Source organism: Streptomyces sp. MMG1121, from assembly GCF_001280015.1.
Taxonomy (GTDB): domain Bacteria; phylum Actinomycetota; class Actinomycetes; order Streptomycetales; family Streptomycetaceae; genus Streptomyces.
The window spans coordinates 40,289-62,673 of record NZ_LGDV01000238.1; the positions used below are offsets into that span (position 1 = coordinate 40,289).

Consider the following 22,385-nt stretch of genomic DNA (forward strand, 5'->3'; position numbering starts at 1 on the left):
AAGTTGGACATACAGGCCATCGCAATCCTCACACTCATCGAATGTGATGCGTGTCACAGGCGGGTCGCTCGGGTACGCGGATGGTCCGAGCCTTGCGCGGGAGAGCCATGACCGAACGCACTTCTTGCCCACCCCCGGAACGTGATCTGGGGGGACGCGACCTCCCGGACGGGTTGCTGGCCGTACGGGCGGCCGAGAGGGACGAGGACTCCTTCGCCGTTCTCGTCCAGCGGCACGGCCCGTCCCTCCTCGCCCTGGCCCGCTGCATGCTCGGCAATCCCCAGGACGCGGAGGAGGCCGTTCAGGACGCCTTCGTCAGCGCCTGGCGAAGACTGCCGGAATTCCGCCACCGCGCGCAGTTCCGCACCTGGATGTACCGGATCACCGTCAACCGCTGCCTGACCATGCGCCGGCGCCGACCGCCGCCCCTCCCCCTGGACGCCGTCACCGAGCCCGCGGCGGCAGACGCCCGGAGCCAGCCCGCCCTGTCCGCCGAGCACAACGCGGCCACCGCCGCACTGTCCCGTGCGCTCCGCGATCTGGACGCCGGGCAGCGGATCTGCTGGATCCTGCGCGAGGTGCAGGGCCTGTCCTACGAGGAGATCGCCGACGTGACGCGGACCAACGAGCCGACCGTGCGCGGCAGACTGTTCAGGGCACGCCGATCCCTGCAGGAGGCGATGGGCCCATGGCGCTAGACGACCCGCACGCGCGGCCTTCCGAACCGCCCGAAGACGACGAGCCCCCGTTCGAGGGCGATGAGGTACTCCCCTGCGGCCGCCTGCTGAGCCGGGTCTGGGAACAGGCACGCGACACGCCCCCGGCCACGGACCCGCACATCGTCTCCTGTGCTCACTGCCGCGAGGCCGTCGAGGAACTGGCCCCCGTGAACACGGCCGCCCGCGCGCTGCGCGCCGAGGGAACTGCCGGCCTGCACGCGCTCGCCCACCGCGTCATGACCGTCGTCAGGGCAGAGCTACGCCCCGGGCGCCCGCTACCCCTGGCAGACCCGGACACGGACCTGCGGATCGCCGAACACACCGCGGCAAAGGTGCTGCGGCAGGCCGCGGACACGGTCCCCGGCGCCAGGGCAGCCAGCTGCCGGCTCGCACCCGAGGGCGAAGGTACCGACGTACGGGTGACCATGACCCTCGCCGCCGCTCTCGACCGCCCGCTGCCCGACCGTGTCCGCCAGGTGCGCCGATCGGTCCTCCACTCGGCCGGACAGGACCTCGGCCTTGCCGTGACGGCCGTCGACATTACCGTCATCGACGTCCTGGAACCGGAGCCGCCCCCCGGCCCCGGCCTCCCACCAGGCGGCAGTGCGCGCTGACAGGAACCGCCTCGACCACGCTCCTCGGCGTCGCGGCCGAGGCAGCCCTCACCGTCCCTACGTGGCAACCCTGCAGCCCCGTCCCTCCCCTCGCCTCGCGGCAGCCCCCCGCGCCCTCGCCGGCACGCGGCCGGCGCCCGGACCGGTCCACCACCGGCACCTGCGCCAAAGGGGCCGAAGAAACGGAAGATCGGGACGAGACGCCGTGGCAAAACCTCGTCGCCCGTCTGGTGGAGGTGGTGCAGGAAGTGAGGGCCTGGGCCGCTCGCGCGGCGGGTTCACCAGCAAGCTCCATCTGAGCGCGGACGGTCGCTACTGCCCGCTGCCACGGGTCCTCGCGCCGGGGCAGCGGGACGACTGCACCCAGTTCAGGGCGGTGCTGGACAAGATCCGTGGTCCGAGAAGCGGCCGGGGCAGGCCGCGCAGGCAGGATGCGCGGCACGAGCACGACCGCCTCCGCGCGGTTCATCTCCACTGCACTTATGGCGGCCTTTCGTCGCGGTCATCCCAACGGGGCGTGTGATCGCCCGGGCAGGGCCTAGTACGGCAGCCGGACTTCCGCGTTTCCGCAGGTCGGAGAAGCCGCCAGGAGCTCGTATAGCTGACACACCATCAATTTTTGGAGCCCCTGGACCTCGTCTACCTGGCTCGATGCCGATGCGCCAGCCTGATTCACGCACGCCGTCAGCAATGGTTGCGGCGAAGCCCGGCTGCAGTACTAGGCCGTGTTTTAGGAAACACGGGATGCCAGCCATTTGGTGAGGTCGCTCGCGATGCGGCCGATAGCGCTCTCGACGCTGACGTCGTGTTCGCGGCGGCCGGTGTCGCGCCGAACGATCAATCACTCACCAACCGGATGGCGGCAGCGATCTCCTCCGGACGCACTCGCGCACGGAGCAGGGCAGGCCCGCGTACAGGCTTGCTCCGCGTTCTGACCGCACGGGCCAGGCGTCCGGGCCGACGCCCCTCATATGGTGACGCGGACGGGGCACTCGTTACCCCATGGAAGTCATCGCGCGCACGGACGCGTACCAGCGCCGGCACCGCTGGGTGGGGTTCCCGCTGGCTGTCGTCTACAAGTTCTTCGACGACCAGGGCACCTATCTCGCGGCCCTGCTCGCGTACTACGCCTTCGTGTCTCTCTTCCCGCTGCTGCTGATCCTGGTGGCTGTCCTCGGCACCCTGCTCAGCGGCGACCCCGGCCTGCGGCAGCACGTGCTCGACTCGGCGCTGGCCGAGTTCCCCGTCATCGGTGACCAGTTGGGCCACAACGTTCACCCCCTGCACGGCAACGGACTCGCCCTCGTGGCCGGTGTCATCGGCACTTTGTACGGCGCCCTGGGCGTGGCGCAGGCCGCCCAGTACGCGCTGAACAAGATCTGGGCCGTGCCCCGCCACGCCCGGCCGGACCCACTCCGTTCCCGGCTGAAGGGGCTTCTGTTCCTGGTGATCCTGGGGACCGGGCTGTGCGTGACCACACTGCTGTCATCGGCAGTGGCGGCCGCAACGGTGTTCGGCACCCGCCCGGCGACCGGGGCGCGGGTCGCCGCAGTCGCCGGGGCGGTCGCGCTGAACACCGGACTGATCGTGCTGAGCCAGCGGGTCCTGACCCAGCGCGAACTGCCACTGCGCCGATTGACCTGGGCAGCCCTGGGCGGCGCCTGCGCCTGGCAGCTCGTGCAGTGGGCCGGTTCCTACTACGTCAGCCATGTGCTCCGGGGAGCCACGGCGACCTATGGCATGTTCGGCATCGTCCTCGGCCTACTGGCCTGGCTCTACCTGGGCGCACTGATCTTCCTGAGCACGGCGGAGGTGAGCGCGGTCCGAGTGGGACGGATGTGGCCGCGCAGCCTGCTGACTCCTTTCACCGACCAGGTACGCCTGAGTCCGGGAGACCGCCGCGCCTATCGGTCGTACGCGACCACGGAGGCCTTCAAGGGCTTCGAGAAGATCGGGGTGCGCTTCGCATCGCCCCCAAAACCGCCGCGATCCCCTGGTCAGTGACCGACGCGGAAGTCACCACTATGGTTCGCGCTCTGCCGATGGAGTTGCCAGAAGGGGCGGACGACGGCTCAGGCTGCCTCGATCATCTGGAAGAACCGTCGAGCGCGCTCTTCGGATCGGCCGCCTGACGGGCCAGTGAATCGGCATCGATCACGAACATGGCGATGGTCCGGCAAGCCGTTGTGGTCTGTGGCAGGTCCGGATCGGCGGGGATGGCCGTCGCCAGCGCCTCTGCGTGGCGCAGCCTCATCGGCTCCCCGTTACTCCTACAGGACGGTCGATTCGTCGATCAGGCGCCAGTTCGGGGGCGCGCCAGCTTTACGGTCGGCTGCATGAACAGAGCGAGCTTCGCCGAGTTCGACGGTCGCCATGGGACCTGCCGCCAGACGTCTTGCGGGCGTCGGGGCGGCGCCGGTGGACTCGGACACCACGACTACGGCTGCTCTCCTTCTGCCTCCCGCTCTTCTTCCATGCGCTGTTTTATCCGTTCGACGGTTTTAGGGGAGATCTCCCCACCTGAGGCAGGTATCAGATCGTCAGGGTCGAAAGGCCGCTTTGGTTCGACGTCACGGCGTTTCGTACTGCCGTCAGCCTCGGACTTTCCTTTGTCAGGTGAATCCCTCATCAGCGTCACCTCGCAACCTTGACCAGCGAGCCCTGTACCAGCTTTCCACTTGGCAGCCGTTGGCCGCCAAGGAGGCCCGGCGCCACTGCCGGCGGCCGCGAATGCCGGTTCCCCATGCTGGAGCCGTGCAGAACGTGAGGCGCGCCCATCTGCTCACGCACGCTCTCAAGCCCCAGCGAGCACGACTCATCCGACCTGTATGTTTTCGGCCGATGCGCATTTCAGTCACCCAGGGGCTGCTCTCACCTCATGGCCTGGGCCATCTGCCGACGGGCGGCGAGCAGGGCCGCGTCCAGCTGTCGGGTACCCGTGAGCACACACAGGGTGTAGGCCGAGTCCTCAAGTTGGCGGGCGGTCTCGGCGCTGTTGTCGGCGGCCAGCCTGCGCTTAAGCGTTTCGCATCGTTCGACCAGTTCCCGCAGGTGCGAGGGATAAGCCATGACCATGGCTGCCTCCTGTCCCGTGTCGGGCCCGGATGTCCACTCCTCACCCATACGGTCGCAGCCGTCGGCGCTTGCCGCATCCTCAGTGCCCTGGCCACCGTAGTCAGAGCTCCTCCTCGATCCTGATCGCCTGGCGAAGATCCTCCTGTGCCTTGCGCGCCTTGCCCTCCTCCTGCTCCACAAGTGCCGCAGCGATCGCATCAAGCTTCCGCTGGACAGCGTGCTCGGCCCGCCCCTCCGGGTTTCCTCAGCAGCGCCAGAAGCAGCAAGGTCATACACGTCGTCAGATCACCGGCCAGCAGCTGCTGCGAGACTGCCAGCCCCGCACCGTGCACGGCGACGAAGAAAGCGACCAGCACCACACAGAACCCGTGAAACACCGGTGAGCTCATCACGTTCGAGGCGGCCTCTGCGAACCGCTCGAACCTCCCCTTCCCTCTCTCAGCGGGATGTCGCATGACCATGATCTACACGTCTCCCGGGATGGAGTGCCCACCGAGTGCCCAAGCGGTGCACCGTCGCCCCCCGCCCAGGCTTACCGAACGGCCGAGCGTGGGAGGGCAAGAACGGACTCTCAGCTGAGGTCCCCCTTGCCGCCGGATTCACCTGCCCAGCACTGCTGCTGCCGACAGGCTCGGCGCCTGATGCCACCACCATCAGCCCTGTCCGCCTTGACGGACAGCCGACCCGTGACCTGAGCCCGACCGGCAGGCAGGCGGCTCCCGCCCGCAGCTGCCCGCTGGCCTCACGTACCGGGCCGGATGTGCTCGCCGAAACCTCGGCGCTCGTCCTCGTCCCTGACCAGCACCGACAGCAGAGAGGCCACGGTCAGACCTGCCTCGGCCGGATGGCGTAGGACCCTGTCCGGGTCGATGCTGTACCGATTGACGCGGCCGACGCGGGTGTGCGAGAGGTACCCGTTCTCCTCCAGGTCCACGATGATCTTCTGAACGGCACGTTCCGTGAGCCGGCAGTGTGCCGCGATGTCACGGACGCGCGCGTTGTGATTATCGGCGATGGTGGCCAGCACTCGCGCGTGATTGGTCAGGAACGTCCACCCGCTGTGCGGCTCGGGCACTCCATCAACCATGACTCCATCCTACGACCGCACGTTCGTGCACTTCAAAGTACGAACTTGGATTCATGCAGGACTTGACGCGTCACAGAGTGCGGGTGAGCCTGGAAGGGACATGCGGAGGAGGCGAGCATGAACCAACCGCCCCAGGGCAGATCCGCCGCAAGCGCCGGAACCGGCCGCACGCCCCCGCCCGCCACGCCTCTGCTCGTGCACACGGGTCCGCCCGACGTCCGCGTGACCGTCGCGGTGAGCGGCGAGTTCCGCCTCGACAACAGCCAGCGCCTCAGGCACGCCCTCAGCAAGGCCCTCGCGAATTCGAGGGAGGGCGTGGACCTCGACCTCGGCGAACTCACGCTCGCGGACTGCTCCGCTCTCAACGTGCTCCTGGCCGCCCGCCGCGACGCGCTCGCGACGGGGAAGACGATCGCTGTCACCTCGGCCAGCCCCGCCACGGAACGCTTGCTGACCTACACCGACACCTACCCCCTCTTCGCCCCCGCGCACGAGCACGCACACCCGCCCGCAGGAAGGCCCGAGCGGGTTGACGGTGCCCCGGAAGACGGTCTTCTGCAGACCGAGGTGGTCCAGTTGCGACGTGCCCTTCGGACCCGGCCGGATATTGACCTGGCACGCGGCATTCTCATGGCTTCCTTCGGCCTGAATGCCGACGAGGCGTGGGAGGTACTGGTCACGGCATCACAGAACACCAACACCAAACTGCACCTCCTGGCCGAAGAGGTGGTCGCCACCGTGCAGGGCGCGTCTCTGCCGGACCGGGTCCAAAGGCAGCTCACAGCAGCCGTCGCCCGGACACGCCTGGTCGATGGAGACCCCCAGGACCACGCCTGCGTAGGTCGGACCCGCCGCTCGGTACTTCAGAGCCACGAGCATGCCTAGTGCTGTGACCGGAAACGATCACCGGGGCGGGCAGTCAGCGGGGCAGGGGGATGATGTGGGGATGACTACCAGCTCACGCGCCCATTCGTTTAACGCGGCGGCTGACCAGTACGCGGCCAGCCGGCCTTCGTATCCTCCCGCGCTCTTCGACTGCATCGAACAGCTCACGAGCCGTTCCCTGGCCGGTGCCCGCGTCGCCGATATCGGCGCGGGCACCGGAATCGCCACCACTCTGCTGCGTGAGCGCGGAGCTGACGTGATCGCCGTTGAGCCCGGCGACGCCATGGCCGCCAAGTTCCACACCGTGCTCCCGGATGTGCCGATCATCAGAGGTGACGGCAACGCCCTCCCCCTTGCGGACGCCTCCCACGACCTCATCACCTATGCACAGTCCTGGCAGTGGACCGACACCACCCGCTCGGTCCCGGAGGCACTGCGGGTCCTGCTGCCGGGCGGTGCGCTCGCGATCTGGTGGAACACCACCGCCTTCGACGTGCCCTGGATCCGGGAGCAGCACCAGCGGATCGCGCACCACTGCGGAGTGAAGCCGACTTCTCGGGTGCGTCCCGACGACAGCAACGCCATCCGGCTCGCGGGCCTGTCGGGGCTCCGGGTCGCGCGCCGCCAGGTGCGGTGGAGCCGTGTGGTCTCCCTCGACATGCACCTTGCCAATATCAGCAGCCGCTCGGCGTTCCTTGTGCTTGCCGAGGACGACAAGCGTGCCTTTCTCTCCGGGGAGCGCAGGCGACTGCGCGAGTTCTTCCCCGACGAGGTGGTGGAAGAGACCTACGTGGTTGACCTGCTGGTGGCCACGCGTCCGTGACCTGGATGGTGTCCTGGGATCCGGAAGGGCAGTCAGGCCGCTGCGGCGATGAGGCGGCCACCGAACCGGATGCCTTTCTCGCTGCGGACACGGGCGCGTTCACGCCGTTGGGCGGCCAGGACGTCGGGGTGCCGGGCGTTCTGGTTGCGCCAGCGCAGATAGCGGTGCAACTCGCGTGTCTGGACGGGGTGGTTGGGGTGGTGGGAGTTGGCGAGGGTGAACTGCCGCAGCGGCCCGAAGAGGGCCTCGATCGGGTTCGCCCACGATGCGTTCGTCGGTGTGAAGCACAGCTCGACCTTGTTCTTCGCTGCCCAGCGGCGGATCCGCCAGTTCTTGTGCGCGGACAGGTTGTCCAGGATGACGTAGATCGGGGCGCCGTCCGGGCGGGCCGCGCGGATCGACTTCAGCGCGGCCCAGGTCGGGTCGATGCCCTTGCGGCGCCGGTTGACGCCCCACAGGGTGTCGTCGCCGACGGAATAGCAGCCGTGGAAGTAGGTGGTGCCATGGGTGCGGTGATAGGTGGCCGGCAGCCGGTCCGGCCTCCCCTGCGTCGCCCAGCAGGACCCGGCGGTCGGGCGGATGCCCAGGGGGCCGAACTCGTCGAAGGCGAAGGTCCGCTCGGGCCGCTGGGTGAGCGCGTACTCGATCCGGTCCAGCTTGGTGTCGAAGTCCGGGTCGCTCGATTCCTTCCACGTCTTGGTGCGCTGGAAGGTGATCCCGCGGCGGGACAGCAGGCAGCGCAGGGCTTCGCGTCCGATCCGTATGGGGTGGCTGACGTTGCGTCGCAGGTGGTCGGCGAGCTTGCGGATCGACCATCGGGTGAAAGGCTTGCCGAGCTTGGCGGGGCGGGTGGTGGCCGTCTGGATGACGAAGTCCTCGTCGTCATCGCGGAGCAGGCGGGGACGGCCTCCCGCCCATCGAGGGTCCAGGCAGACCAGCCCGATCTCGTTGAACTTGTGGATCACGTCGCGGACGGTGTCCTCGTCGGCTTGGACGAGCCGGGCGATGACCGGGACGCTGTTCCCGCTCGCCGAGGCCAGCAGCATCATCGCCCGGCGGAACCGCACCGTGCTGGTGGTGCCTCGCCGCACGATCCGCTGCAGCTTCTGCCCCTCCTGCTCGGTCAGCCTGCGAACCCTCACCGGCTCCGCCAACCCGGTGATCGTTTCCGGTCACAGCACTAGGTCAGATGCACATCCCTCGGTGCGCGCGGAGGAGGACTGAGGGCCGGAGTGCCCAATAATTACCCACTGCAGGAGGGCTGCGACTTGACTGCGCAAAGGGGCGGGATCCGGTTTTCAGGGACCCCGCCCAGAACTTTCCTGATCAGTGCTTGAAAATATCCTTGGTCTTCTCCTTGGCCTGGCGCGCTGCGCCCTTCGACTTCTTGGCCTGTCCTTCGACCGTCATCCGCTCGTTGCCCACGGTGCGTCCGACCGCCTCTTTGGTCTTGCCTGCGGCTTCTTCCATCTTGCCCTTCGCCTTTTTCTCTACAGCCATCGTTGTTCACTCTCCTAGCCGGGAGGTTGTGGACACCCACGTCGGGTACCCCATATCTCGCAGCAAAACAGCGGTCACTGCGGTTGGGACGTGTCATGCCCATCCACGACCGTGACGGCGGGACCGGTGAAGGAGGGGTTGTCACTCTGCGTGATCAGGGGGAAGGAGTGGACCGAGCGGGCCAAGGTCCAAGTTGAGGTCCTCCATCTTCAGGCCGTAGCGGGTGCACAGGTCGGCCATCCGATCGTGGAGGATCATGAGAGTGGAACCGAGCCGCTCTTCCTGCTCCTCGGTGAGATCGCCTTGGTCAACACGGTGCAGCGCCTGGCGCTCCATGAGCTGCCTCAGCAGTTCGACCAGGGTGAGGACGAGTCTGACGAGATCCCGTTCGACGGTGTCCGGGTCGGTCCTGATACGGCGGGCGGGGCGCGGTGGCATTCGGGCCGGTGTGGTGTCGTCGGGTACGGCGGGCAGAAGCCGGAAGGCCCGGGCGGCCGCTTCGGCGATCTCGCCCAGGCGGTCGGGCGGATCGGTGTGGCCGCCCCCGGCGACCGCACCCGTCATGACGCGTCTCCGGGGCGTGCCGGCACCGTCCACGGTGACGGGTTCTGGGCGCTCACTGAGACGATCAAGGCCCGCAGGGAGATGCGGACCAGGTCGATGTCGGCGATCGACAGCACCACGTCCCCGGTGAGGACGACGCCGCCGCTCAGCAGGCGGTCGAGCAGGTCGATGAGGGCCACCTGGCGCTGCGCAAGGGCCTCGGCCCCGGGCGACTGCTTCACGTCGTTCATGACGTCCGGTCCGTTGCGGAGGTCTGCGTGCCCGGCGGGGCGGCGAAGGAGTAAGGCGCCCAGGGTCCGGTGACGTCGATCCGCACACCGGGCAGCCCCCGAGCGGCGTCAAGCACCTGGATGCGGAAGTCCGCCGCCGCCTCACGCGGGAGAAGGTAGGCGTCGTTGACGACATTCTCGCCGGCGTCAGCGGCGAGTTCTCCTTGCTGCACCCGGTGCCGGGCGTGGCCGGCCGCCATGGTGTGGCCGATCGCTTCGACTCGTTCGGCGGCCTGCAGCGCGGCTCGGTAGGCCTCGTCGCGCGAGTGTCGCTGGGAGCGGCGAGCGCGCAGATAGGCCCGGCCCGGGCTGAGTCCGTCGGCCGTGCCGGCCGCGCCCGCCTCACGGGTGGCCTGCGTGTCCGGCTGCGGCTCCGCGTAGATTTTCACGCCCCATTCGAGATGTCCTGCCAGTCGTCGCAGCGCCTGCGAGAACTCGTCCGCCTCCTCGCGCAGCACGGTCCCCACCCGTTTGTCGTCCAGGTACACGGTGGCCAGCCGCAGGGGTAGCACCGTGGTGTGTGCGGCCAGCGCCTCGATCACCGCGTGGTGAGCGCGGGCGACGGTCTCCAGCCAGTCCAGGTCCTCCAGATGGCATCGCAGGGCGCTCTCCTGGAAGTCCTCGGCGGGCACCGAACTGACGGCGGCGGCCAGTTCACTCCCGGAGTCTTGCGGCACCAGGCGAACGGACGCGCCCGCTACGCCTTCCACACCGCCCAAGGCCACGCCGAGCCCTTCGGTGACGCGTAGCACGGCGTAGGCATAGGTGACCGATTCAGTCATCAGCAGCCCCGTTCTGGTGCCGCCTGGTGGAGGACCGTAGCGGCGCCGTGTGGCGGTCGGCCCGCTCCTCGCCGGGCGACAGCTCACGCTCACCTCGCAACGCCTCGATCTCGGCATGCAGCCGTCTGTTCTCTTCGGCCAGTGCGCGCTCGCCGGCACGGGAGGAAAGCGATGGATCATGCTCCCACCAGTCGATTCCCATTTCCCTGGCTTTGTCGACGGAGGCGACGATGAGCCGGAGTTTGACGGTGAGCAACTCGATGTCCAGGAGATTGATCCGAATATCCCCTGCGATGACAATCCCCTTGTCCAGGACGCGTTCGAGGATGTCGGCCAGGTTCGCGGAGGAGCCTTGTCCGTAGCCGTACGGGGTTGTGGCCCTGGACGGGTACGCGCTCAGCCGGTTGGCTGGGGATTCCGACATCGCAGCCACCTCGATTCCAGCTCAGGGAGCGCGATCGCCCCGCCAGTAGGACGTGATCTCTTCCAGGCGGTCGAGGAGCCGGTCCTCGTGCTCGTCGAAGGTCTTCTGGTCGATGCGGCCCTCGAGCAGTGCTCTCTCCAACTCGGCCAGTTCACGCTCGACGGGTTCGGGGTCGTAATACTCCCGCTCGGCGGCCTCGATCACCCGGTCGACAACCCAGCCCACGCCCCGTACAGGCGCCAGCGGAAAAGTGAGGAGCTGAGTCAGCAAGCCCATGAGCTGCGCCTCTCAGACGAAACTGTACGGGGGCAGAGGACCGCGCAGTCGGACCTCGCATTCCTCGCCCAGTTGGTTGGCCAGGCTGATCCCCGTGGCCAGGAACATCTCCTCCTTGTCCGCTTGGACCAGGAAGGAGATGTTGAGGAAGTCGCGGCCGCCGGGGGGCGCGGGGGTCTCATCGCGCACGTATGGACGCAGAGCCTCGACGATGCCAGTGGCGAGCGCCTGTTGCCGGATCTCGGCTTCCTGCGCGACCAGTTCGCCAAGCGCAAGTGACATCTGTGGAGTGCCGTTGCCGCCACGGGTGGCCGCATTGAGCTCGCGGGCCTCCTCGGACTCCTGCAGGATCCGGCGCAACAGCGCCCCTTCCTCCCAGGAGACCTTCAGGTTGTACTCGGTGGCGCCTTCCAGGTTCCGCAGCCGTTCCTGATATTCGCCTGCCCTGTCCTCCAGGGCTGCGCATACGGCTTCGTCGTTCTCGGCTGTCATGCCGAACTGCAGCGGCAGCACGGTGCCCTCGGCCATCAGCCTCTCCTGGACTTCCTGGTGAGCCAGCACATCGCGCCGCCTGGGACGCAGGTCTTCGGGCGCGTCACTGACGACAGCACACAGCGTTCCGTTCGTCACCGTGCGCAGCGGGCCGGGAGGCTCGCCAACGCCGTGGACGTCGTCCAGCCGCATCGGGTGGTCCTTCGAGGTGATGGAGTAGACGTAGACGGCCATGGTCACTCCCTCTGCCGCCGGGAAGCCCTTCGGGCCTGTCGCCGGCGCTGCTGCCGGGGTTCCTCCTCGTATTCGGGTTCCTCCTGTTCGCCTTCACTGTCCTCGTACTCCTCCTCATCCTCATCCGCGTCGTCCTCGTCACCACTGTCACCTGTCAGGGTGTCCTTGACGGCTTCGACGGCGCCGGTCAGAGCCCCTTTGGACTTGCCCTCCGCTCCGCCTTCAGTGATCTCGCCGACGAGGTCGGTGAGCTGGGTGGGCTGTTTGCTGCCTGTTTCGAGGTCGAGGCGGTTGCAGGCCTCGGCGAAGCGGAGGTAGGTGTCCACACTGGCCACGACGATGCGGGCGTCGATCTTGAGTATCTCGATACCGACGAGGGACACACGGACGAAGACGTCGATGACGAGGCCGCGGTCCAGAATCAGGTCCAGGACGTCGTACAGACTGCTCGTGCTACCGCGCGAGATGCTGCTTTCGCCCTGCGGCACCATAGTCATGGCGCCTCCCTTCACCACCCCCTTGTGCGTATATCAACGACGCCGGTCGATCTGGCCGCGCGTGTAGCGGCGGATCCGTTCGTACGCGAGCAGTTCGCCCTTCGCATCCAGCCTGACGTGGTAGGTGCCGAGAACGCTGGTGGTCGCGGGGACCCGCTCCAGCTCGAGTACCTCGACATCCGCCTCCCACCCCTCCTCCGTCGGCTTGATTGCCGACACCGACTCGGGGGCGCGTCCGAGAAGTTCCTCCAGTTGCCGTGCGGCGGAACGCATGGCATGGGCCGCCGAGAGCTGGGCGGACTTCCGGGTGCTTCCGGTGCGGCGTGTGGTGTCGTCACTGCGGGAGGGGCGCCTGCCACTCCCCGTGCCGTCCTTGTCTGACGCGGGCATGTTCCCAACTCCGTCGGCTGGAGCGGCACCCCCCATCACTCAAATGTACTATTTCACCATATACACCTTGAAAGTGTGCCGCGACGGGCCGCTGGCGGCCACGCGCCGCCGTGCGACCGCGCAGCGGCTCGCCGGAGGGAATGATCGATGAACGATTCGACGAAGATCGCTCTCGCCGCCGCAGTCGCCGGCGGTTACGTCCTCGGCCGGACCAAGAAGGGGCGACTCGCCTTCGGACTGGCTACCTATCTCGCGGGCCGCCGTTTCGGCCTGGAACCTCAGCAGCTGCTCACCGACGGGCTCCGTAAGCTCCAGGAGATTCCTCAGGTCGCCGACCTCAACGAGCAGGTGCGCGGCGAATTCAAGGACGCGGGACGCAAGGCTCTCGCCGCAGCTGCCGACCGCAAACTCGGCGACCTCGCGGACGTCTTGCACGAGCGGACCGCACGCATCGGAAGCGAGAGGGAGGAGGAAGGCGGGGAGGAAGAAGAGGAAGAAGAGTACGAGCCGGAGGCCGAAGAAGAGTACGAGGACGAGGAAGAGGAGGACGAAGAGGAAGAGGAACCCGAGGAGGAGTCAGAGGAAGCAGAGGAAGAGGAAGAGGAAGCAGAGGAAGAGGAAGAGGAAGAGCCCCGGGCGAAGCGGCCCACCTCCAGTCGTCGGCATCCCGGCCGCAGGGCTGAACCCGCCCGGGAGGAGCCGCGCAGCCACCGCCGCACAGCCAAGCGTCCATCCGCACGCCCCGCACCGCGTAAGGCGCCGACCGGCAAGACCACAGCAAAGAAGGCACAGCCGGCGAAGAAAACGGCCACAAAAAAGGCGGCGCCAGCCAGGAAGAGCGCGGCGAAGAAGACCGCGGCGCCAGCGAGAAAGGCCGCGGCGAAGAAGACTGCCGCACCAGCCAGGAAAGCTGCGGCGAAGAAAGCCGCCCCCAGGAAGACTGCCCCGAAGAAGGCTACGGCCAAAAGGGCGTCCACGACGCGGCGGAGGTAGGCCATGGCTAGAACGGCGCAGAAGACGCGACGGGACGAACCATCCGGCCTCGACCGGCTGCGTGACGAACTCGTCGACTACCTCGGTACGCAGGTCGAGCATCTCGCGGACCTGGCGGGCGATAAGGTGGAAGGCCTCACCGACCAGTTGCTGGACGTGGCCGACAACGGCGGCGTTCTCCCGAAAGTCGGCGCCCGCGTCCTCCAAGGGGACTCACCCCTCAAAGCCCTGATCAGCGAGAAGACAAAAAGCATCAAGGACAGCGCGGTCGAGAAGGTTTCGAGCCTGTTCGGCGGCGGCAAGGGCCGCAAGTCCGGCAATCCGAAGGTCACGACCATCATCGAACACCTGGATGTGGGCGTCCCCGTACGCGTCGCCTACGACCACTGGACCCGGTTCGAGAAGTTCAGCTCGTTCGCCAAAGGCGTGCGCAGCGTATCGCAAGGAGACGAGACCAGCAGCGACTGGAAGGTGAAGGTGGGCCCCTCTACTCGTTCTTGGAAGGCAGCCATCCAAGAACAGATTCCGGACGAGCGCATCATGTGGACGTCGGAGGGCGCCAAGGGCAGCACCCGAGGCTGCGTCAGCTTCCACGAACTGACACCGACACTCACGCACATCGTGCTCGTCGTCGAGTACTACCCTTCGGGCTTCTTCGAGAAAACCGGCAACCTCTGGCGCGCCCAGGGCCGCCGACTCCGACTCGACGCCAAGCACTTCCAGCGCTACGTCACCCTCTCCGACGAGGACGCCGACGGATGGCGCGGCGAGATCCGTCAGGGCGAGGTGGTACGCACTCACGAAGAGGCACTGGAAGAGGAAGAAGCTGAATACGAGGAAGAAGAATCCGAAGACGAAGAGACACCGGAGGACGAATACCCAGAGGACGAACTAGAAGACGAATCCGATTATGAGGACGAGGAGGCATGAAGACCACAACGTCGCCACGAGGCACCTCACATCGAATCAACACACTGAGCTCTTTCAGTGTGGCCACTGATTGGCCCCGTCAACTTGAGCGGAGGGCCTCCGTGAGGTGATCTTCGTGTTGATCGTCGCTGGGGAGGGCCTGGCTGCTCGTGGACACGCCGCCGGTTCCCGGACGAGGTCTTCATCAAGATCAACGGGAAGTTGCACTACCTCTGGCGCGCGGTCGACGCCGACGGCAACGTCCTCGTCATCCTCGTCACCAGCAAGCGCGACACCGCCGCCGCAGTGCGGTTCTTCCGCCGTCTGCTCAAGGGCTGCGAGTATGCGCCCCGGTGATCGTCACCGACAAGCACCGCAGCTACGTCGCCGCCCACCGCCTGGTCATGCCCTCCGCCGAACACCGCAGTTCGAAATATCTCAACAACCACGCCGAGAACAGCCATCAGCCCACCCGGCAGCGGGAGAGCGCGATGCGGCGCTTCACCTCACCCGGCCACGCCCAGAAGTTCTTGTCCGCCTTCAGCGGCATCTCACCCCACTTCCGGCCCCGCCGCCACCTGCTCGCCGCCGCCGAGTACCGCACCGACACGCACCACCGCTTCACCGCCTGGCGCCAGGTCACCGGCTGCACGGCCACCGCCTGACGAAGACAGCCCACCCGGCCCCGCCCACCGCCGGCACACCTCAACTCCCGCACCCACCATAGGTTGACAGCACCCAAGGGGCCCCAAGAAGTGCCATGAACCGCCCCCCCAAACCGTCGAACATATGGTGGACGTCACATCGCACAGGCGTGTCGCCGACCGCCCCGGTGAGGGGTCCCGGCACCACCGATCCCGCGGCCCCAACCTCGCGCCCGCCACCGCGCACGTGGACCGACGGGACCCGGTACAGGCAGCAGCCTCCAGGCCGGGGCGGGTGTACCCGATCGGCCAGTGGTCCTCACTCTGCCGCTGCCGCCGTCTGCGATCCGCCCGTGACAGAGGTCCCCGATGAGTTGATCAAGATCGAAGAGCTGGCCGCCATCTGGCGGTTCAACGAGGCCCACCACTGGGAGTCGCAGCCCGAGCGGCGCGACCTGTGTACCGAACTGATGCCGGCGTGGTCGCGCCAATCGGTGGTGTGCTCGGTGATGACCGCCGCGGTCACCGTGGACGGGTGATGGCGATATCTGAATCCCCACCAGGTGCTCGGAGCGGCCTCGGAGTTGCTCGGGCTGGTTGCCCAAGCAGGCGCGTCGCCCTGCGGACGGCAGGAGGGCTTCCGCGCAGTCTGCCCGAGCGCAAGGTGCGTGGTCAGCACGCGGCATCCGTCCGGTCAGGAGATACGGATGCTTTCGATAACAACCTCGGTGACAGGGCGGTCGCCGGCGCCCACGTCGGTGGCAGCGATGGAGTCGACGACCTTGCGGGAATCCTCGTCGGCGACCTCGCCGAAGATGGTGTGCTTGAAGTTGAGGTGGTTGGTCGGGGCTACGGTGATGAAGAACTGCGAGCCGTTGGTGGACGGTCCGCTGTTGGCCATGGCCAGCAGGTAGGGGCGGTCGAACTGGAGCTCGGGGTGGAACTCGTCGGCGAACCTGTAGCCGGGACCGCCGCGTCCGGTGCCTGTGGGGTCACCGCCCTGGATCATGAAGCCATCGATGACCCGGTGGAAGACCGATCCGTCGTAGAAAGGGCCTGAGGACTGGCCCTTGGCGTTCAGCTCCGTGTACTCGCGTGAGCCGTCGGCCAGGCCGACGAAGTTCGCGACCGTCTTGGGTGCATGGCTGGGGAAAAGCTTCACCCTGATCGCTCCGTGCGTGGTGACGAGGGTGGCGATGGGGTTGCCGGTAGATTCCGCCACTACGGGGCCTTCCGTCGCTTCGGATTGCGTACGCCCAGCCTGCGGAGCCAGCCCCGGGCCCGAACCGGGACGCGCCACGCAGGCGCGGTGTTTCACGCATTCAGCGTGGGCATGAGTCGATGTCCCAAGGTGCGGGCTGCCGCCACTGCTCAGGCACCGAACGAGGGGGCGCCCCGGGTCCGGCGCTCACCGAGGCTCTCCACTCGCCTGAGGACTTGATCAAGCGGGGCAAGGAGTAGCCCTGGTCGGTTTTCAGGAATCCCCATCAGCGGAGTGCTGACTCGGCCCGGCGGCCATCCGGAGCCGGACTCCGGTGCCGCAGCCGCTGGTTGAACGGCATGCCGCCTGCCATGACATCGCCGCCGTACGAGCCGCCGGAGCGCCGCTTCCCGTACGGTCCGCACTCCACGGTGGAGGTCGTGGCCGAGCCGGCTCCCGGGCCGGACGGTGCCCTGCGGGTGGCCCTCGCCGTCCACCCCATCGGCGCGTTCCTGAATCCGTACGGCGCTGCCGAGCCGAATGTCTGGACCCAGGTGGTCTACCTCCGGCCGCGCCCATGTCAGGTAACCGTTGAGCGCCGCGGTGTCCGTACCACGGCATCCTGGCCGCGCAGGACGCATCGGCGGTCGTGATGCGGGCGCTCGGCCCGGCCGACCTGGACGTGGACCAGCTCATGTGGCACCTGCCCGGATGCCTGATCACATCAGAGTTCGAGCCGGAACGATGCATGGTGGCCGTGCTCACCGAGGACGCCCCCGTACCCCGCGGATACCAGTTCGAGGCCGCCGCCGAGGAGAACGTCCCGGCCGTGAGGCCGCTGTACTCCTCGGCCGTCTACAGCTGGCTCAGGTGGTGGCGGGCCGAGAACCACTCTCCGAAGCTCACGGGCAAGAACCTCCTGCCCCCGACCGGCTTCTGAAGCGGTATGCCGGGCAGGACCACCTGCCGCGCATCACCGGCACCGAACGGGCCCGCTGGCCCGGCCCTCCGCCGAACGGCACATCACAGCAGTGGCTCGAGGCATCGGAAACAAGGAAGGACCAGATCCGAAAGCGGATGGGCAAGCCGGACGACTGGAACCCCCCACCCGATGAGGGGCCCGACCCCACCGAACACCGCTGAACGACAAGATGCCGTCACCACCCGCCGCGCGCAGGAAGAGTGTCCCGTCGCACCGAAGCCCCACAAGTCTCGTCGGTCCCTGAGCGATCGAACCACGGGCGCCACGCAACCCACTCTCCATGTCGCCGCTGTGCAGGTCTAGGCTGAGCGGCTCCGGACGGAGACCGAGCAGACTGCGCCCGGCCCCGTGCCGGTGGGAGTGTGGCCTACTGCTCGAGGACCACGACGTTCTCGGCCTGCGGCCCCTTCGCTCCCTGCACCAGGTCGTACTCGACCCGGTCGTTGTCCATCAGGGATTTGAAACCGTGGGACTGGATCGCGGAGAAGTGCACGAAGACGTCCGGCCCGCCGTCGTCCTGGCTGACAAACCCGAACCCCTTGTCCGCGTTGAACCACTTCACCGTTCCTGTAGCCATCACACGTCCCTCACACTCAGTGCCCGTTGCCCGCTCTATGTTTCCCCGGCCAGGCTGACATGAACCCCTGTGATCATTACCGATGGTCGGGCCATGCGTCCAGGACGTCGCCGCTGTCCTCGTCTGACAGGGTGACGCGGGCGCCGGGCATGGCGCCCCCGTACAGGCCAACCCAGTTGCGGAACTTGTCGCGGGCCACGACTTCGCGTCCCCACCAGCCATGCTGAACCGGCCGGCCACCAGTCGTGAGCAGCAGGTGGTAGCGGCTCGGACTGGTCATGCGAGCCGGATCCCTCTCGCCCGGCCCGGCGTGCGGACGATCGCCCGCTTCGTCTCCAGCTCGACCAGCTGGCAGTACACGCTGGACTGGCTCCGCAGACCGACCTCGACCTCGATCTCCCGCACCGTCGGCGCCTCGCCACCATCGACGATCGCCTGCCGGATGCAGCGCAGGACGCGCTCCTGGATGTCGGTGAGGTGCTCTGCACGGCACATACTGGGATTAGAGCGTGTGTTCGAATTCTTGGGCAAGCGGACACACGGCACAGCGCGGAGGAACTGTGACTGAGCGCCCCACCTGGCGGATTAGCGGTTGAACCGGCGGATTGAGCATTCCGCAGATCAGCGCGCTGATGGCGCTCCCTCGTACCGCTCGAGCCCTCCCAGTAGCGACCGCATCCGGTGGGGCACGGGGCGTTCGAGCAGGTCAGGGTGGTCAGTCACACTTCTGTGTGACTGACCACCCTGACCTGGAGGCTGAGCGGTCGAGGTGGCGGAGCAGGAGAGCCGTGCCGTACAGCCTTGGTGCCTTCTGTGCGAGATCGCGGCTCAAGCAGCACGGCTCCGCCGGCTTCGTCAGCTACATGTTCACCGGATGGTCTTGGTCACGATGCCGACGCCGACAGTTCTGCCGGCCTCGCGAATCGCGAAGCGCATGCCCTTGTCCAGGGCGACGGGGTCGGTCAGGGTGATCCGCATGTCGACGTTCTCGCCGGGCATGACCATCGTCATGCCTGCGGGCAGTGCGATGCCCCCGGTGACGTCGGTGGCACCGAAGGAGAACTGGGGGCGGTAGCCCTTGAAGAAGGGGGTGTTCCGTCCGCCTTCATCTGGCTTGAGGAAGTAGCACTCCGCCTCGAACGTGGTGTGCGGTGTGCTGCTTTCGGGCTTGGCGGGGGCCTGGCCGGGGATGTGGGTGTCCAGGTGGTTGGCCAGTTCCAGGACTGCTTCTTCCCAGGCGGCGTCCCCCTTCAGCGCCTTGAGTGCGGAGCCGCGCACCACGGGGGCCTCGTCGCCCGGGAAGCCGTACTTCGTCAGCAGCTCACGGACCTCCATCTCCACCAGGTCGATCATTTCCTCGTCGTCGACCGTGTCGCACTTGTTGAGTAAGACCACGATGTACGGCACACCGGTGAGACGGGCGAGCCGGACGTGTTCGCGGGTCTGGGACGCGGGCCCGTCGGGCGCGGTGACGACGAGAATCGCGCCGTCCATCGGCGTCCCCGCGATCATGTTCTTGATCTGGTCGGCATGGCCGGCGCAGTCGATGTGTGCGTAGCGCCGGGCCGCGGTGGCGTACTCGACGTGGCTCCTGCTGATTGTGACGTCGCCTGCCTTTTCCTCCGAGGCATTGGCGATCTGATTGAAGGTGCGCGGCGTGCCGCCGTACTTCTTGGCCAGCACAGGGGAGTTTTGCTGAACCCGGTTGATGTTGCTCAGATATCCAGAGTCACCGACCGCATCCAGCCCAACACCCGCTTCGTTGGCCGGACATGACCACTCAGCACCCCATTGCCCACCGTAGGCCCCTAGCGCTCCTCGGCGCCGTCACCACGCTCCTGCTCACCGGCACCCCGACCACCGCCACCGCCGCCCCCGTGACCGGCACCCAGTATGTCGCCCTCGGCGACTCCTACTCCTCCGGTCTCGGCGCCGGCGCCTACGACTTCGCCAGCGGGCAGTGCAAGCGCAGCACCCGGGCCTACCCCGCCCTCTGGGCCAAGGCCCACTCCGCCAAGTCGTTCTCCTTCACCGACCGGCAAATGGATCACTTGAGGCGGCGGGCGGTGGGGCGCCTGGCGGCACCTCAGCGGGGTCTGAGGCCGTCCATGAGCAGGTCGAGCAGGCACCGGGCCTGGGCAGGTTCTCCGGACCTGTCGGCGACGGCGAGCATACCGAGGATGCCGGCGGAGACGTCGCCGGCGCGAGCGTCGGCGCGGATGTCCCCAGCGGTGGCGCCGGCGTCGAGGATCGTGGTGATGGCCGACAGGAGCTCCTGTCGGGTGTGGGCGAGGGAGATTTCGCCGGAATCGATCATGGCGAGCAGAGTGTCGGTCAGCCGTGCTTGGTGGCCTGCCATTCCGCGAACAGGTCCATCCACAGGCGCAGCGCTTGCGCGGGCGGGTGGTTGGCGAGCAACTCGCGTGCCCCGGCCGTCAGTCGGACGACCTGGTCCTGATAGACGGCGTCGACGAGCGCTTCCCGGGTCGGGAAGTGGCGGAAGACGGTGGCGACGCCGACGCCCGCCTGTCGAGCGATAGCGCGCATCGATGGCTCGCTGTCGGAGGTGGCGAAGGCGCGGGTGGCCGCCGCGAGCACGGTCTCGCGGTTGCGTGCGGCGTCGGCGCGCAGCTGCTGGTGGGCTGCCGGGGATGGTTCGGTGGCCATGTCTAAACGGATCACGTTCCACTTGAGTCGGTCCTGGGGGTGGTCTAGGCCCGAGATAAACGGAACGCGTTCCGGTTAGCTTTGAAGGAGACCTCATGGCCGAACCCGCTTCCACGCCGGGCACCATGCGCACGGTGCGCTTCCACGAGAACGGCGAGCCCGTCGACGTCCTGCGCCTGGAGACCGTTCCCGTACCCGAGGCGGGACCCGGCCGCATCCGCGTCGCCGTGCACGCGTGCGGACTGGCCCCGGCCGACTGGGCGCTGTGCCGCGGGCTCTTCCCCGGGAGCCTGCCGCGCGGCATCGGCTGCGACGTCTCGGGCATCGTCGAGGTCGTCGGTGCGGGCGTCACGGACGTGGCCGTAGGCGACCGCGTGTTCGGCACCGCCGACTTCGCCGGCCAGCCGAGCGCCGGCGCGGCGGAGCGCGCCGTGCTGGATCACTGGTTCGCGGTGCCCGAGGGCCTGGACCTCATCCGGGCCGCCGCGATCCCGATGGCGCTGAGCACCGCATCCTGGCACCTCGCGCGCCTCGGCTTGGCCCCGGACCGCACGATCCTGGTCAACGGTGCCGGAACCACCATCGGCTACGCGGCCGTGCAGATCGCCCTCGTCCGCGGGGCGCGGGTGATCGCGACCGCCGGGGAGACCTACACCGAGCAGTTGCGCGACCTCGGAGCCACGGTGGTCGGCTACGGCGAAGGCCTGGCCGAGCGGGTCAAGGCCCTCGGCGTCGGCCAGGTCGACCTCGCCTTCGACGCCGCGCCGCCCAATGGGGCCCTGCCCGAACTCGTCGAGATCGTCGGCGGTGATCCCAAGCGTGTGCTGACCTGCTCCGACGTGGCCGCGGCGCCGGAGCTCGGGGTGCGCGACACCTTTCACGAAGATCCCGCGAAGCGGACCGACGACGAACTCTTCGGCGTCTTCGCCGAGTTCGCACAGCTGGCTGCCGAAGGCAGGTTCGCCGTGCCGGTCGCCGGAACCTTCCCCCTCGCGCACTGGCGCAAAGCCCTCGAGATCAGCTTGACCGGGCACGCCCGCGGGAAGCTCCTGCTCCTGCCCGCCGGCGGCGCCGATTGACCGGAGAGACCACCTGGGCTCGAGCCAATCACCGCACCCAGGGCGCAGGCCGACCCAATGGGCGGGGCGCCGCCCGAGAATACGACGCCTCCGGAATGAGACCGACTGGCGACAGGCACTGGAAGGCCGGGGCGGGCAGCAACGGGCACGGCCCTACGTGATCATGGAGTCCTCTACGTTCTGTGACCCCGAAGGACAGCCGTGCCCGCGCTGCCATCTTGCCTGCTCGAACCCCTCTGGGACCCATTCGCCGCTCTCCTGCCCGCCCACACGGAGTTCGCCGCGAGCCACCCACTCGGCTGCCATCGCCGCAGGATCCCCGATCGGACGGAATTCGAGCACGTGGTACTCGCGCTGGTCCACGGCTCGGGCTACGAGCGCATCTCCATCCCCGGATGCTCCGATCGCACCATCCGCCGACACGTCATGGAGTCGGCTGAACAAGGGATTTCCGAAGCCGTGCACGCTCTTAGGGACTCGCCAACCACGCTCGCGCAGTTGGACGTAGACGCGTGGGGAGCCGTAGGTGCCACCGAAGACATCGGAGACCTCACGGATTGCCAGGGCGAGGTCGACGCGACGCTCGTCGCGTGCGGACGGTGCTCATCCCAACCACTTGCAGAACCAGGACTGCGAGACCTCACGGGTCCGACAGGAGACGGCGTGCGGCACCCGGTGGCTGGTCCTCTGGCCGGAGATGAA

28 protein-coding genes and 5 pseudogenes are annotated in these 22,385 nt (G+C 67.7%); 13 read left to right on the plus strand and 20 right to left on the minus strand.

Annotated elements, in window-relative coordinates:
• Positions 1-107: 107 nt before the first annotated feature.
• The 3 genes from ADK64_RS36515 to ADK64_RS36525 all read left to right on the plus strand — a co-directional run bounded on the left by ADK64_RS36515 (position 108) and on the right by ADK64_RS36525 (position 3,337).
• Positions 108-698 carry an RNA polymerase sigma factor gene (locus ADK64_RS36515; protein WP_053666379.1) on the plus strand — a complete coding sequence of 197 codons (591 nt, stop codon included), beginning with the start codon at positions 108-110 and terminating at the stop codon, positions 696-698.
• Complete coding sequence (locus ADK64_RS36520; RefSeq protein ID WP_053666380.1) at positions 689-1,333, plus strand: hypothetical protein; 645 nt, start codon at positions 689-691, stop codon at positions 1,331-1,333. Before ADK64_RS36515 ends, ADK64_RS36520 begins: the two co-directional genes overlap by 10 nt.
• A gap of 1,002 nt (positions 1,334-2,335) precedes the next feature.
• Positions 2,336-3,337: a YihY/virulence factor BrkB family protein gene (locus ADK64_RS36525; RefSeq protein WP_053666381.1), complete on the plus strand. Its 1,002-nt coding sequence runs from the start codon at positions 2,336-2,338 to the stop codon at positions 3,335-3,337.
• A 68-nt stretch (positions 3,338-3,405) separates the two neighbouring features.
• On the opposite strand, the pseudogene ADK64_RS45505 reads toward ADK64_RS36525, so the two are convergent.
• The 3 genes and pseudogenes from ADK64_RS45505 to ADK64_RS36540 all read right to left on the minus strand — a co-directional run.
• Positions 3,406-3,651 (minus strand): annotated as a pseudogene (locus tag ADK64_RS45505) (TetR/AcrR family transcriptional regulator); the annotation flags it as partial.
• A gap of 553 nt (positions 3,652-4,204) precedes the next feature.
• Positions 4,205-4,402, minus strand: a complete 198-nt coding sequence (locus tag ADK64_RS36530) for a DUF5133 domain-containing protein (RefSeq protein WP_234384855.1) — start codon at positions 4,400-4,402, stop codon at positions 4,205-4,207.
• Positions 4,403-5,150: 748 nt separating this feature from the next.
• On the minus strand, positions 5,151-5,495 hold the full coding sequence (locus tag ADK64_RS36540) for a helix-turn-helix transcriptional regulator (protein ID WP_053666383.1): 345 nt from the start codon (positions 5,493-5,495) through the stop codon (positions 5,151-5,153).
• Between the two features lie 222 nt (positions 5,496-5,717).
• On the opposite strand from ADK64_RS36540, the gene ADK64_RS36545 reads away from it, so the two are divergent.
• Entirely contained in the window at positions 5,718-6,380 is a 663-nt protein-coding gene (locus ADK64_RS36545; protein ID WP_234384856.1) for an ANTAR domain-containing protein, read from the plus strand.
• A 61-nt stretch (positions 6,381-6,441) separates the two neighbouring features.
• A complete protein-coding gene (locus ADK64_RS36550; protein ID WP_053666384.1) occupies positions 6,442-7,203 on the plus strand; it encodes a class I SAM-dependent methyltransferase in 762 nt (253 codons plus the stop codon).
• 32 nt (positions 7,204-7,235) lie between these two features.
• Here ADK64_RS36550 and ADK64_RS45510 read toward each other — a convergent pair whose 3' ends face one another.
• From ADK64_RS45510 to ADK64_RS36595, 10 genes are all read right to left on the minus strand, one after another.
• Positions 7,236-8,357 (minus strand): IS630 family transposase, encoded by a 1,122-nt coding sequence (locus tag ADK64_RS45510; RefSeq protein ID WP_053666385.1) that lies wholly within the window; start codon positions 8,355-8,357, stop codon positions 7,236-7,238.
• A 172-nt stretch (positions 8,358-8,529) separates the two neighbouring features.
• On the minus strand, positions 8,530-8,703 hold the full coding sequence (locus tag ADK64_RS44100) for a CsbD family protein (RefSeq protein ID WP_078993054.1): 174 nt from the start codon (positions 8,701-8,703) through the stop codon (positions 8,530-8,532).
• Positions 8,704-8,844: 141 nt separating this feature from the next.
• Positions 8,845-9,267, minus strand: a complete 423-nt coding sequence (locus ADK64_RS36560; protein WP_053666386.1) for a gas vesicle protein K — start codon at positions 9,265-9,267, stop codon at positions 8,845-8,847.
• On the minus strand, positions 9,264-9,497 hold the full coding sequence (locus tag ADK64_RS36565; protein WP_053666387.1) for a gas vesicle protein: 234 nt from the start codon (positions 9,495-9,497) through the stop codon (positions 9,264-9,266). Before ADK64_RS36565 ends, ADK64_RS36560 begins: the two co-directional genes overlap by 4 nt.
• Entirely contained in the window at positions 9,494-10,318 is an 825-nt protein-coding gene (locus tag ADK64_RS36570; protein WP_053666388.1) for a GvpL/GvpF family gas vesicle protein, read from the minus strand. Before ADK64_RS36570 ends, ADK64_RS36565 begins: the two co-directional genes overlap by 4 nt.
• Positions 10,311-10,742, minus strand: a complete 432-nt coding sequence (locus tag ADK64_RS36575) for a gas vesicle protein (protein WP_053666535.1) — start codon at positions 10,740-10,742, stop codon at positions 10,311-10,313. The genes ADK64_RS36570 and ADK64_RS36575 overlap by 8 nt, the downstream gene beginning before the upstream one ends.
• Before the next feature lie 21 nt (positions 10,743-10,763).
• Complete coding sequence (locus ADK64_RS36580; protein ID WP_053666389.1) at positions 10,764-11,018, minus strand: gas vesicle protein GvpG; 255 nt, start codon at positions 11,016-11,018, stop codon at positions 10,764-10,766.
• A 12-nt stretch (positions 11,019-11,030) separates the two neighbouring features.
• On the minus strand, positions 11,031-11,744 hold the full coding sequence (locus ADK64_RS36585; protein ID WP_053666390.1) for a GvpL/GvpF family gas vesicle protein: 714 nt from the start codon (positions 11,742-11,744) through the stop codon (positions 11,031-11,033).
• Positions 11,745-11,746: 2 nt separating this feature from the next.
• Positions 11,747-12,241, minus strand: a complete 495-nt coding sequence (locus ADK64_RS36590; protein ID WP_053666391.1) for a gas vesicle structural protein GvpA — start codon at positions 12,239-12,241, stop codon at positions 11,747-11,749.
• A 33-nt stretch (positions 12,242-12,274) separates the two neighbouring features.
• Positions 12,275-12,631 (minus strand): gas vesicle protein, encoded by a 357-nt coding sequence (locus ADK64_RS36595; RefSeq protein WP_053666392.1) that lies wholly within the window; start codon positions 12,629-12,631, stop codon positions 12,275-12,277.
• 147 nt (positions 12,632-12,778) lie between these two features.
• Between ADK64_RS36595 and ADK64_RS46815 the strand changes: the two genes are divergently transcribed.
• The 4 genes and pseudogenes from ADK64_RS46815 to ADK64_RS46340 all read left to right on the plus strand — a co-directional run bounded on the left by ADK64_RS46815 (position 12,779) and on the right by ADK64_RS46340 (position 15,716).
• Entirely contained in the window at positions 12,779-13,624 is an 846-nt protein-coding gene (locus ADK64_RS46815; protein ID WP_199829804.1) for a histone protein, read from the plus strand.
• A 3-nt stretch (positions 13,625-13,627) separates the two neighbouring features.
• On the plus strand, positions 13,628-14,554 hold the full coding sequence (locus tag ADK64_RS36605; protein ID WP_053666394.1) for an SRPBCC family protein: 927 nt from the start codon (positions 13,628-13,630) through the stop codon (positions 14,552-14,554).
• A gap of 123 nt (positions 14,555-14,677) precedes the next feature.
• Positions 14,678-15,198 (plus strand): annotated as a pseudogene (locus ADK64_RS36610) (IS6 family transposase); the annotation flags it as partial.
• Between the two features lie 332 nt (positions 15,199-15,530).
• Complete coding sequence (locus ADK64_RS46340) at positions 15,531-15,716, plus strand: hypothetical protein (RefSeq protein WP_159046422.1); 186 nt, start codon at positions 15,531-15,533, stop codon at positions 15,714-15,716.
• Between the two features lie 155 nt (positions 15,717-15,871).
• On the opposite strand, the gene ADK64_RS36615 is transcribed toward ADK64_RS46340, so the two are convergent.
• A complete protein-coding gene (locus ADK64_RS36615; protein ID WP_053666396.1) occupies positions 15,872-16,399 on the minus strand; it encodes a peptidylprolyl isomerase in 528 nt (175 codons plus the stop codon).
• A gap of 628 nt (positions 16,400-17,027) precedes the next feature.
• On the opposite strand from ADK64_RS36615, the gene ADK64_RS36625 reads away from it, so the two are divergent.
• Complete coding sequence (locus tag ADK64_RS36625) at positions 17,028-17,318, plus strand: hypothetical protein (protein WP_159046423.1); 291 nt, start codon at positions 17,028-17,030, stop codon at positions 17,316-17,318.
• Between the two features lie 409 nt (positions 17,319-17,727).
• Here the strand turns inward: ADK64_RS36625 and ADK64_RS36630 are convergent, their stop codons facing one another.
• The 4 genes and pseudogenes from ADK64_RS36630 to ADK64_RS36645 all read right to left on the minus strand — a co-directional run.
• Positions 17,728-17,937, minus strand: a complete 210-nt coding sequence (locus ADK64_RS36630) for a cold-shock protein (RefSeq protein ID WP_053666399.1) — start codon at positions 17,935-17,937, stop codon at positions 17,728-17,730.
• A 76-nt stretch (positions 17,938-18,013) separates the two neighbouring features.
• A complete protein-coding gene (locus ADK64_RS36635) occupies positions 18,014-18,217 on the minus strand; it encodes a hypothetical protein (RefSeq protein WP_053666400.1) in 204 nt (67 codons plus the stop codon).
• Entirely contained in the window at positions 18,214-18,432 is a 219-nt protein-coding gene (locus tag ADK64_RS36640; protein WP_053666401.1) for a hypothetical protein, read from the minus strand. The genes ADK64_RS36635 and ADK64_RS36640 overlap by 4 nt, the downstream gene beginning before the upstream one ends.
• Positions 18,433-18,804: 372 nt before the next feature.
• A pseudogene (locus ADK64_RS36645) lies at positions 18,805-19,620 on the minus strand (GTP-binding protein); the annotation flags it as partial.
• 89 nt (positions 19,621-19,709) lie between these two features.
• On the opposite strand from ADK64_RS36645, the pseudogene ADK64_RS47965 reads away from it, so the two are divergent.
• Positions 19,710-19,970 (plus strand): annotated as a pseudogene (locus ADK64_RS47965) (lipase); the annotation flags it as partial.
• 53 nt (positions 19,971-20,023) lie between these two features.
• On the opposite strand, the gene ADK64_RS47970 reads toward ADK64_RS47965, so the two are convergent.
• Positions 20,024-20,254, minus strand: a complete 231-nt coding sequence (locus ADK64_RS47970) for a hypothetical protein (protein WP_234384857.1) — start codon at positions 20,252-20,254, stop codon at positions 20,024-20,026.
• Between the two features lie 17 nt (positions 20,255-20,271).
• Positions 20,272-20,604, minus strand: coding sequence for a TetR/AcrR family transcriptional regulator (locus ADK64_RS47975; protein ID WP_234384858.1), 333 nt, complete (start codon positions 20,602-20,604; stop codon positions 20,272-20,274).
• A gap of 125 nt (positions 20,605-20,729) precedes the next feature.
• Here ADK64_RS47975 and ADK64_RS36655 point away from each other — a divergent pair, with 125 nt between their 5' ends.
• Both ADK64_RS36655 and ADK64_RS44120 read left to right on the plus strand, forming a co-directional pair.
• On the plus strand, positions 20,730-21,683 hold the full coding sequence (locus ADK64_RS36655; protein WP_053666536.1) for an NADP-dependent oxidoreductase: 954 nt from the start codon (positions 20,730-20,732) through the stop codon (positions 21,681-21,683).
• A gap of 201 nt (positions 21,684-21,884) precedes the next feature.
• Positions 21,885-22,154 (plus strand): annotated as a pseudogene (locus ADK64_RS44120) (IS5/IS1182 family transposase); the annotation flags it as partial.
• Between the last annotated feature and the right edge of the window lie 231 nt (positions 22,155-22,385).

Coding starts and splice junctions, on each gene's coding strand:
- ADK64_RS36515 (WP_053666379.1), top strand. CDS start 108: ATGACCGAACGCACTTCTTGCCCACCCCCGGAACGTGATCTGGGGGGA.
- ADK64_RS36520 (WP_053666380.1), top strand. CDS start 689: ATGGCGCTAGACGACCCGCACGCGCGGCCTTCCGAACCGCCCGAAGAC.
- ADK64_RS36525 (WP_053666381.1), top strand. CDS start 2,336: ATGGAAGTCATCGCGCGCACGGACGCGTACCAGCGCCGGCACCGCTGG.
- ADK64_RS36530 (WP_234384855.1), bottom strand. CDS start 4,402: ATGGCTTATCCCTCGCACCTGCGGGAACTGGTCGAACGATGCGAAACG.
- ADK64_RS36540 (WP_053666383.1), bottom strand. CDS start 5,495: ATGGTTGATGGAGTGCCCGAGCCGCACAGCGGGTGGACGTTCCTGACC.
- ADK64_RS36550 (WP_053666384.1), top strand. CDS start 6,442: ATGACTACCAGCTCACGCGCCCATTCGTTTAACGCGGCGGCTGACCAG.
- ADK64_RS44100 (WP_078993054.1), bottom strand. CDS start 8,703: ATGGCTGTAGAGAAAAAGGCGAAGGGCAAGATGGAAGAAGCCGCAGGC.
- ADK64_RS36560 (WP_053666386.1), bottom strand. CDS start 9,267: ATGACGGGTGCGGTCGCCGGGGGCGGCCACACCGATCCGCCCGACCGC.
- ADK64_RS36565 (WP_053666387.1), bottom strand. CDS start 9,497: ATGAACGACGTGAAGCAGTCGCCCGGGGCCGAGGCCCTTGCGCAGCGC.
- ADK64_RS36570 (WP_053666388.1), bottom strand. CDS start 10,318: ATGACTGAATCGGTCACCTATGCCTACGCCGTGCTACGCGTCACCGAA.
- ADK64_RS36575 (WP_053666535.1), bottom strand. CDS start 10,742: ATGTCGGAATCCCCAGCCAACCGGCTGAGCGCGTACCCGTCCAGGGCC.
- ADK64_RS36580 (WP_053666389.1), bottom strand. CDS start 11,018: ATGGGCTTGCTGACTCAGCTCCTCACTTTTCCGCTGGCGCCTGTACGG.
- ADK64_RS36585 (WP_053666390.1), bottom strand. CDS start 11,744: ATGGCCGTCTACGTCTACTCCATCACCTCGAAGGACCACCCGATGCGG.
- ADK64_RS36590 (WP_053666391.1), bottom strand. CDS start 12,241: ATGACTATGGTGCCGCAGGGCGAAAGCAGCATCTCGCGCGGTAGCACG.
- ADK64_RS36595 (WP_053666392.1), bottom strand. CDS start 12,631: ATGCCCGCGTCAGACAAGGACGGCACGGGGAGTGGCAGGCGCCCCTCC.
- ADK64_RS46815 (WP_199829804.1), top strand. CDS start 12,779: ATGAACGATTCGACGAAGATCGCTCTCGCCGCCGCAGTCGCCGGCGGT.
- ADK64_RS36605 (WP_053666394.1), top strand. CDS start 13,628: ATGGCTAGAACGGCGCAGAAGACGCGACGGGACGAACCATCCGGCCTC.
- ADK64_RS36630 (WP_053666399.1), bottom strand. CDS start 17,937: ATGGCTACAGGAACGGTGAAGTGGTTCAACGCGGACAAGGGGTTCGGG.
- ADK64_RS36635 (WP_053666400.1), bottom strand. CDS start 18,217: ATGACCAGTCCGAGCCGCTACCACCTGCTGCTCACGACTGGTGGCCGG.
- ADK64_RS36640 (WP_053666401.1), bottom strand. CDS start 18,432: ATGTGCCGTGCAGAGCACCTCACCGACATCCAGGAGCGCGTCCTGCGC.
- ADK64_RS47970 (WP_234384857.1), bottom strand. CDS start 20,254: ATGATCGATTCCGGCGAAATCTCCCTCGCCCACACCCGACAGGAGCTC.
- ADK64_RS47975 (WP_234384858.1), bottom strand. CDS start 20,604: ATGGCCACCGAACCATCCCCGGCAGCCCACCAGCAGCTGCGCGCCGAC.
- ADK64_RS36655 (WP_053666536.1), top strand. CDS start 20,730: ATGCGCACGGTGCGCTTCCACGAGAACGGCGAGCCCGTCGACGTCCTG.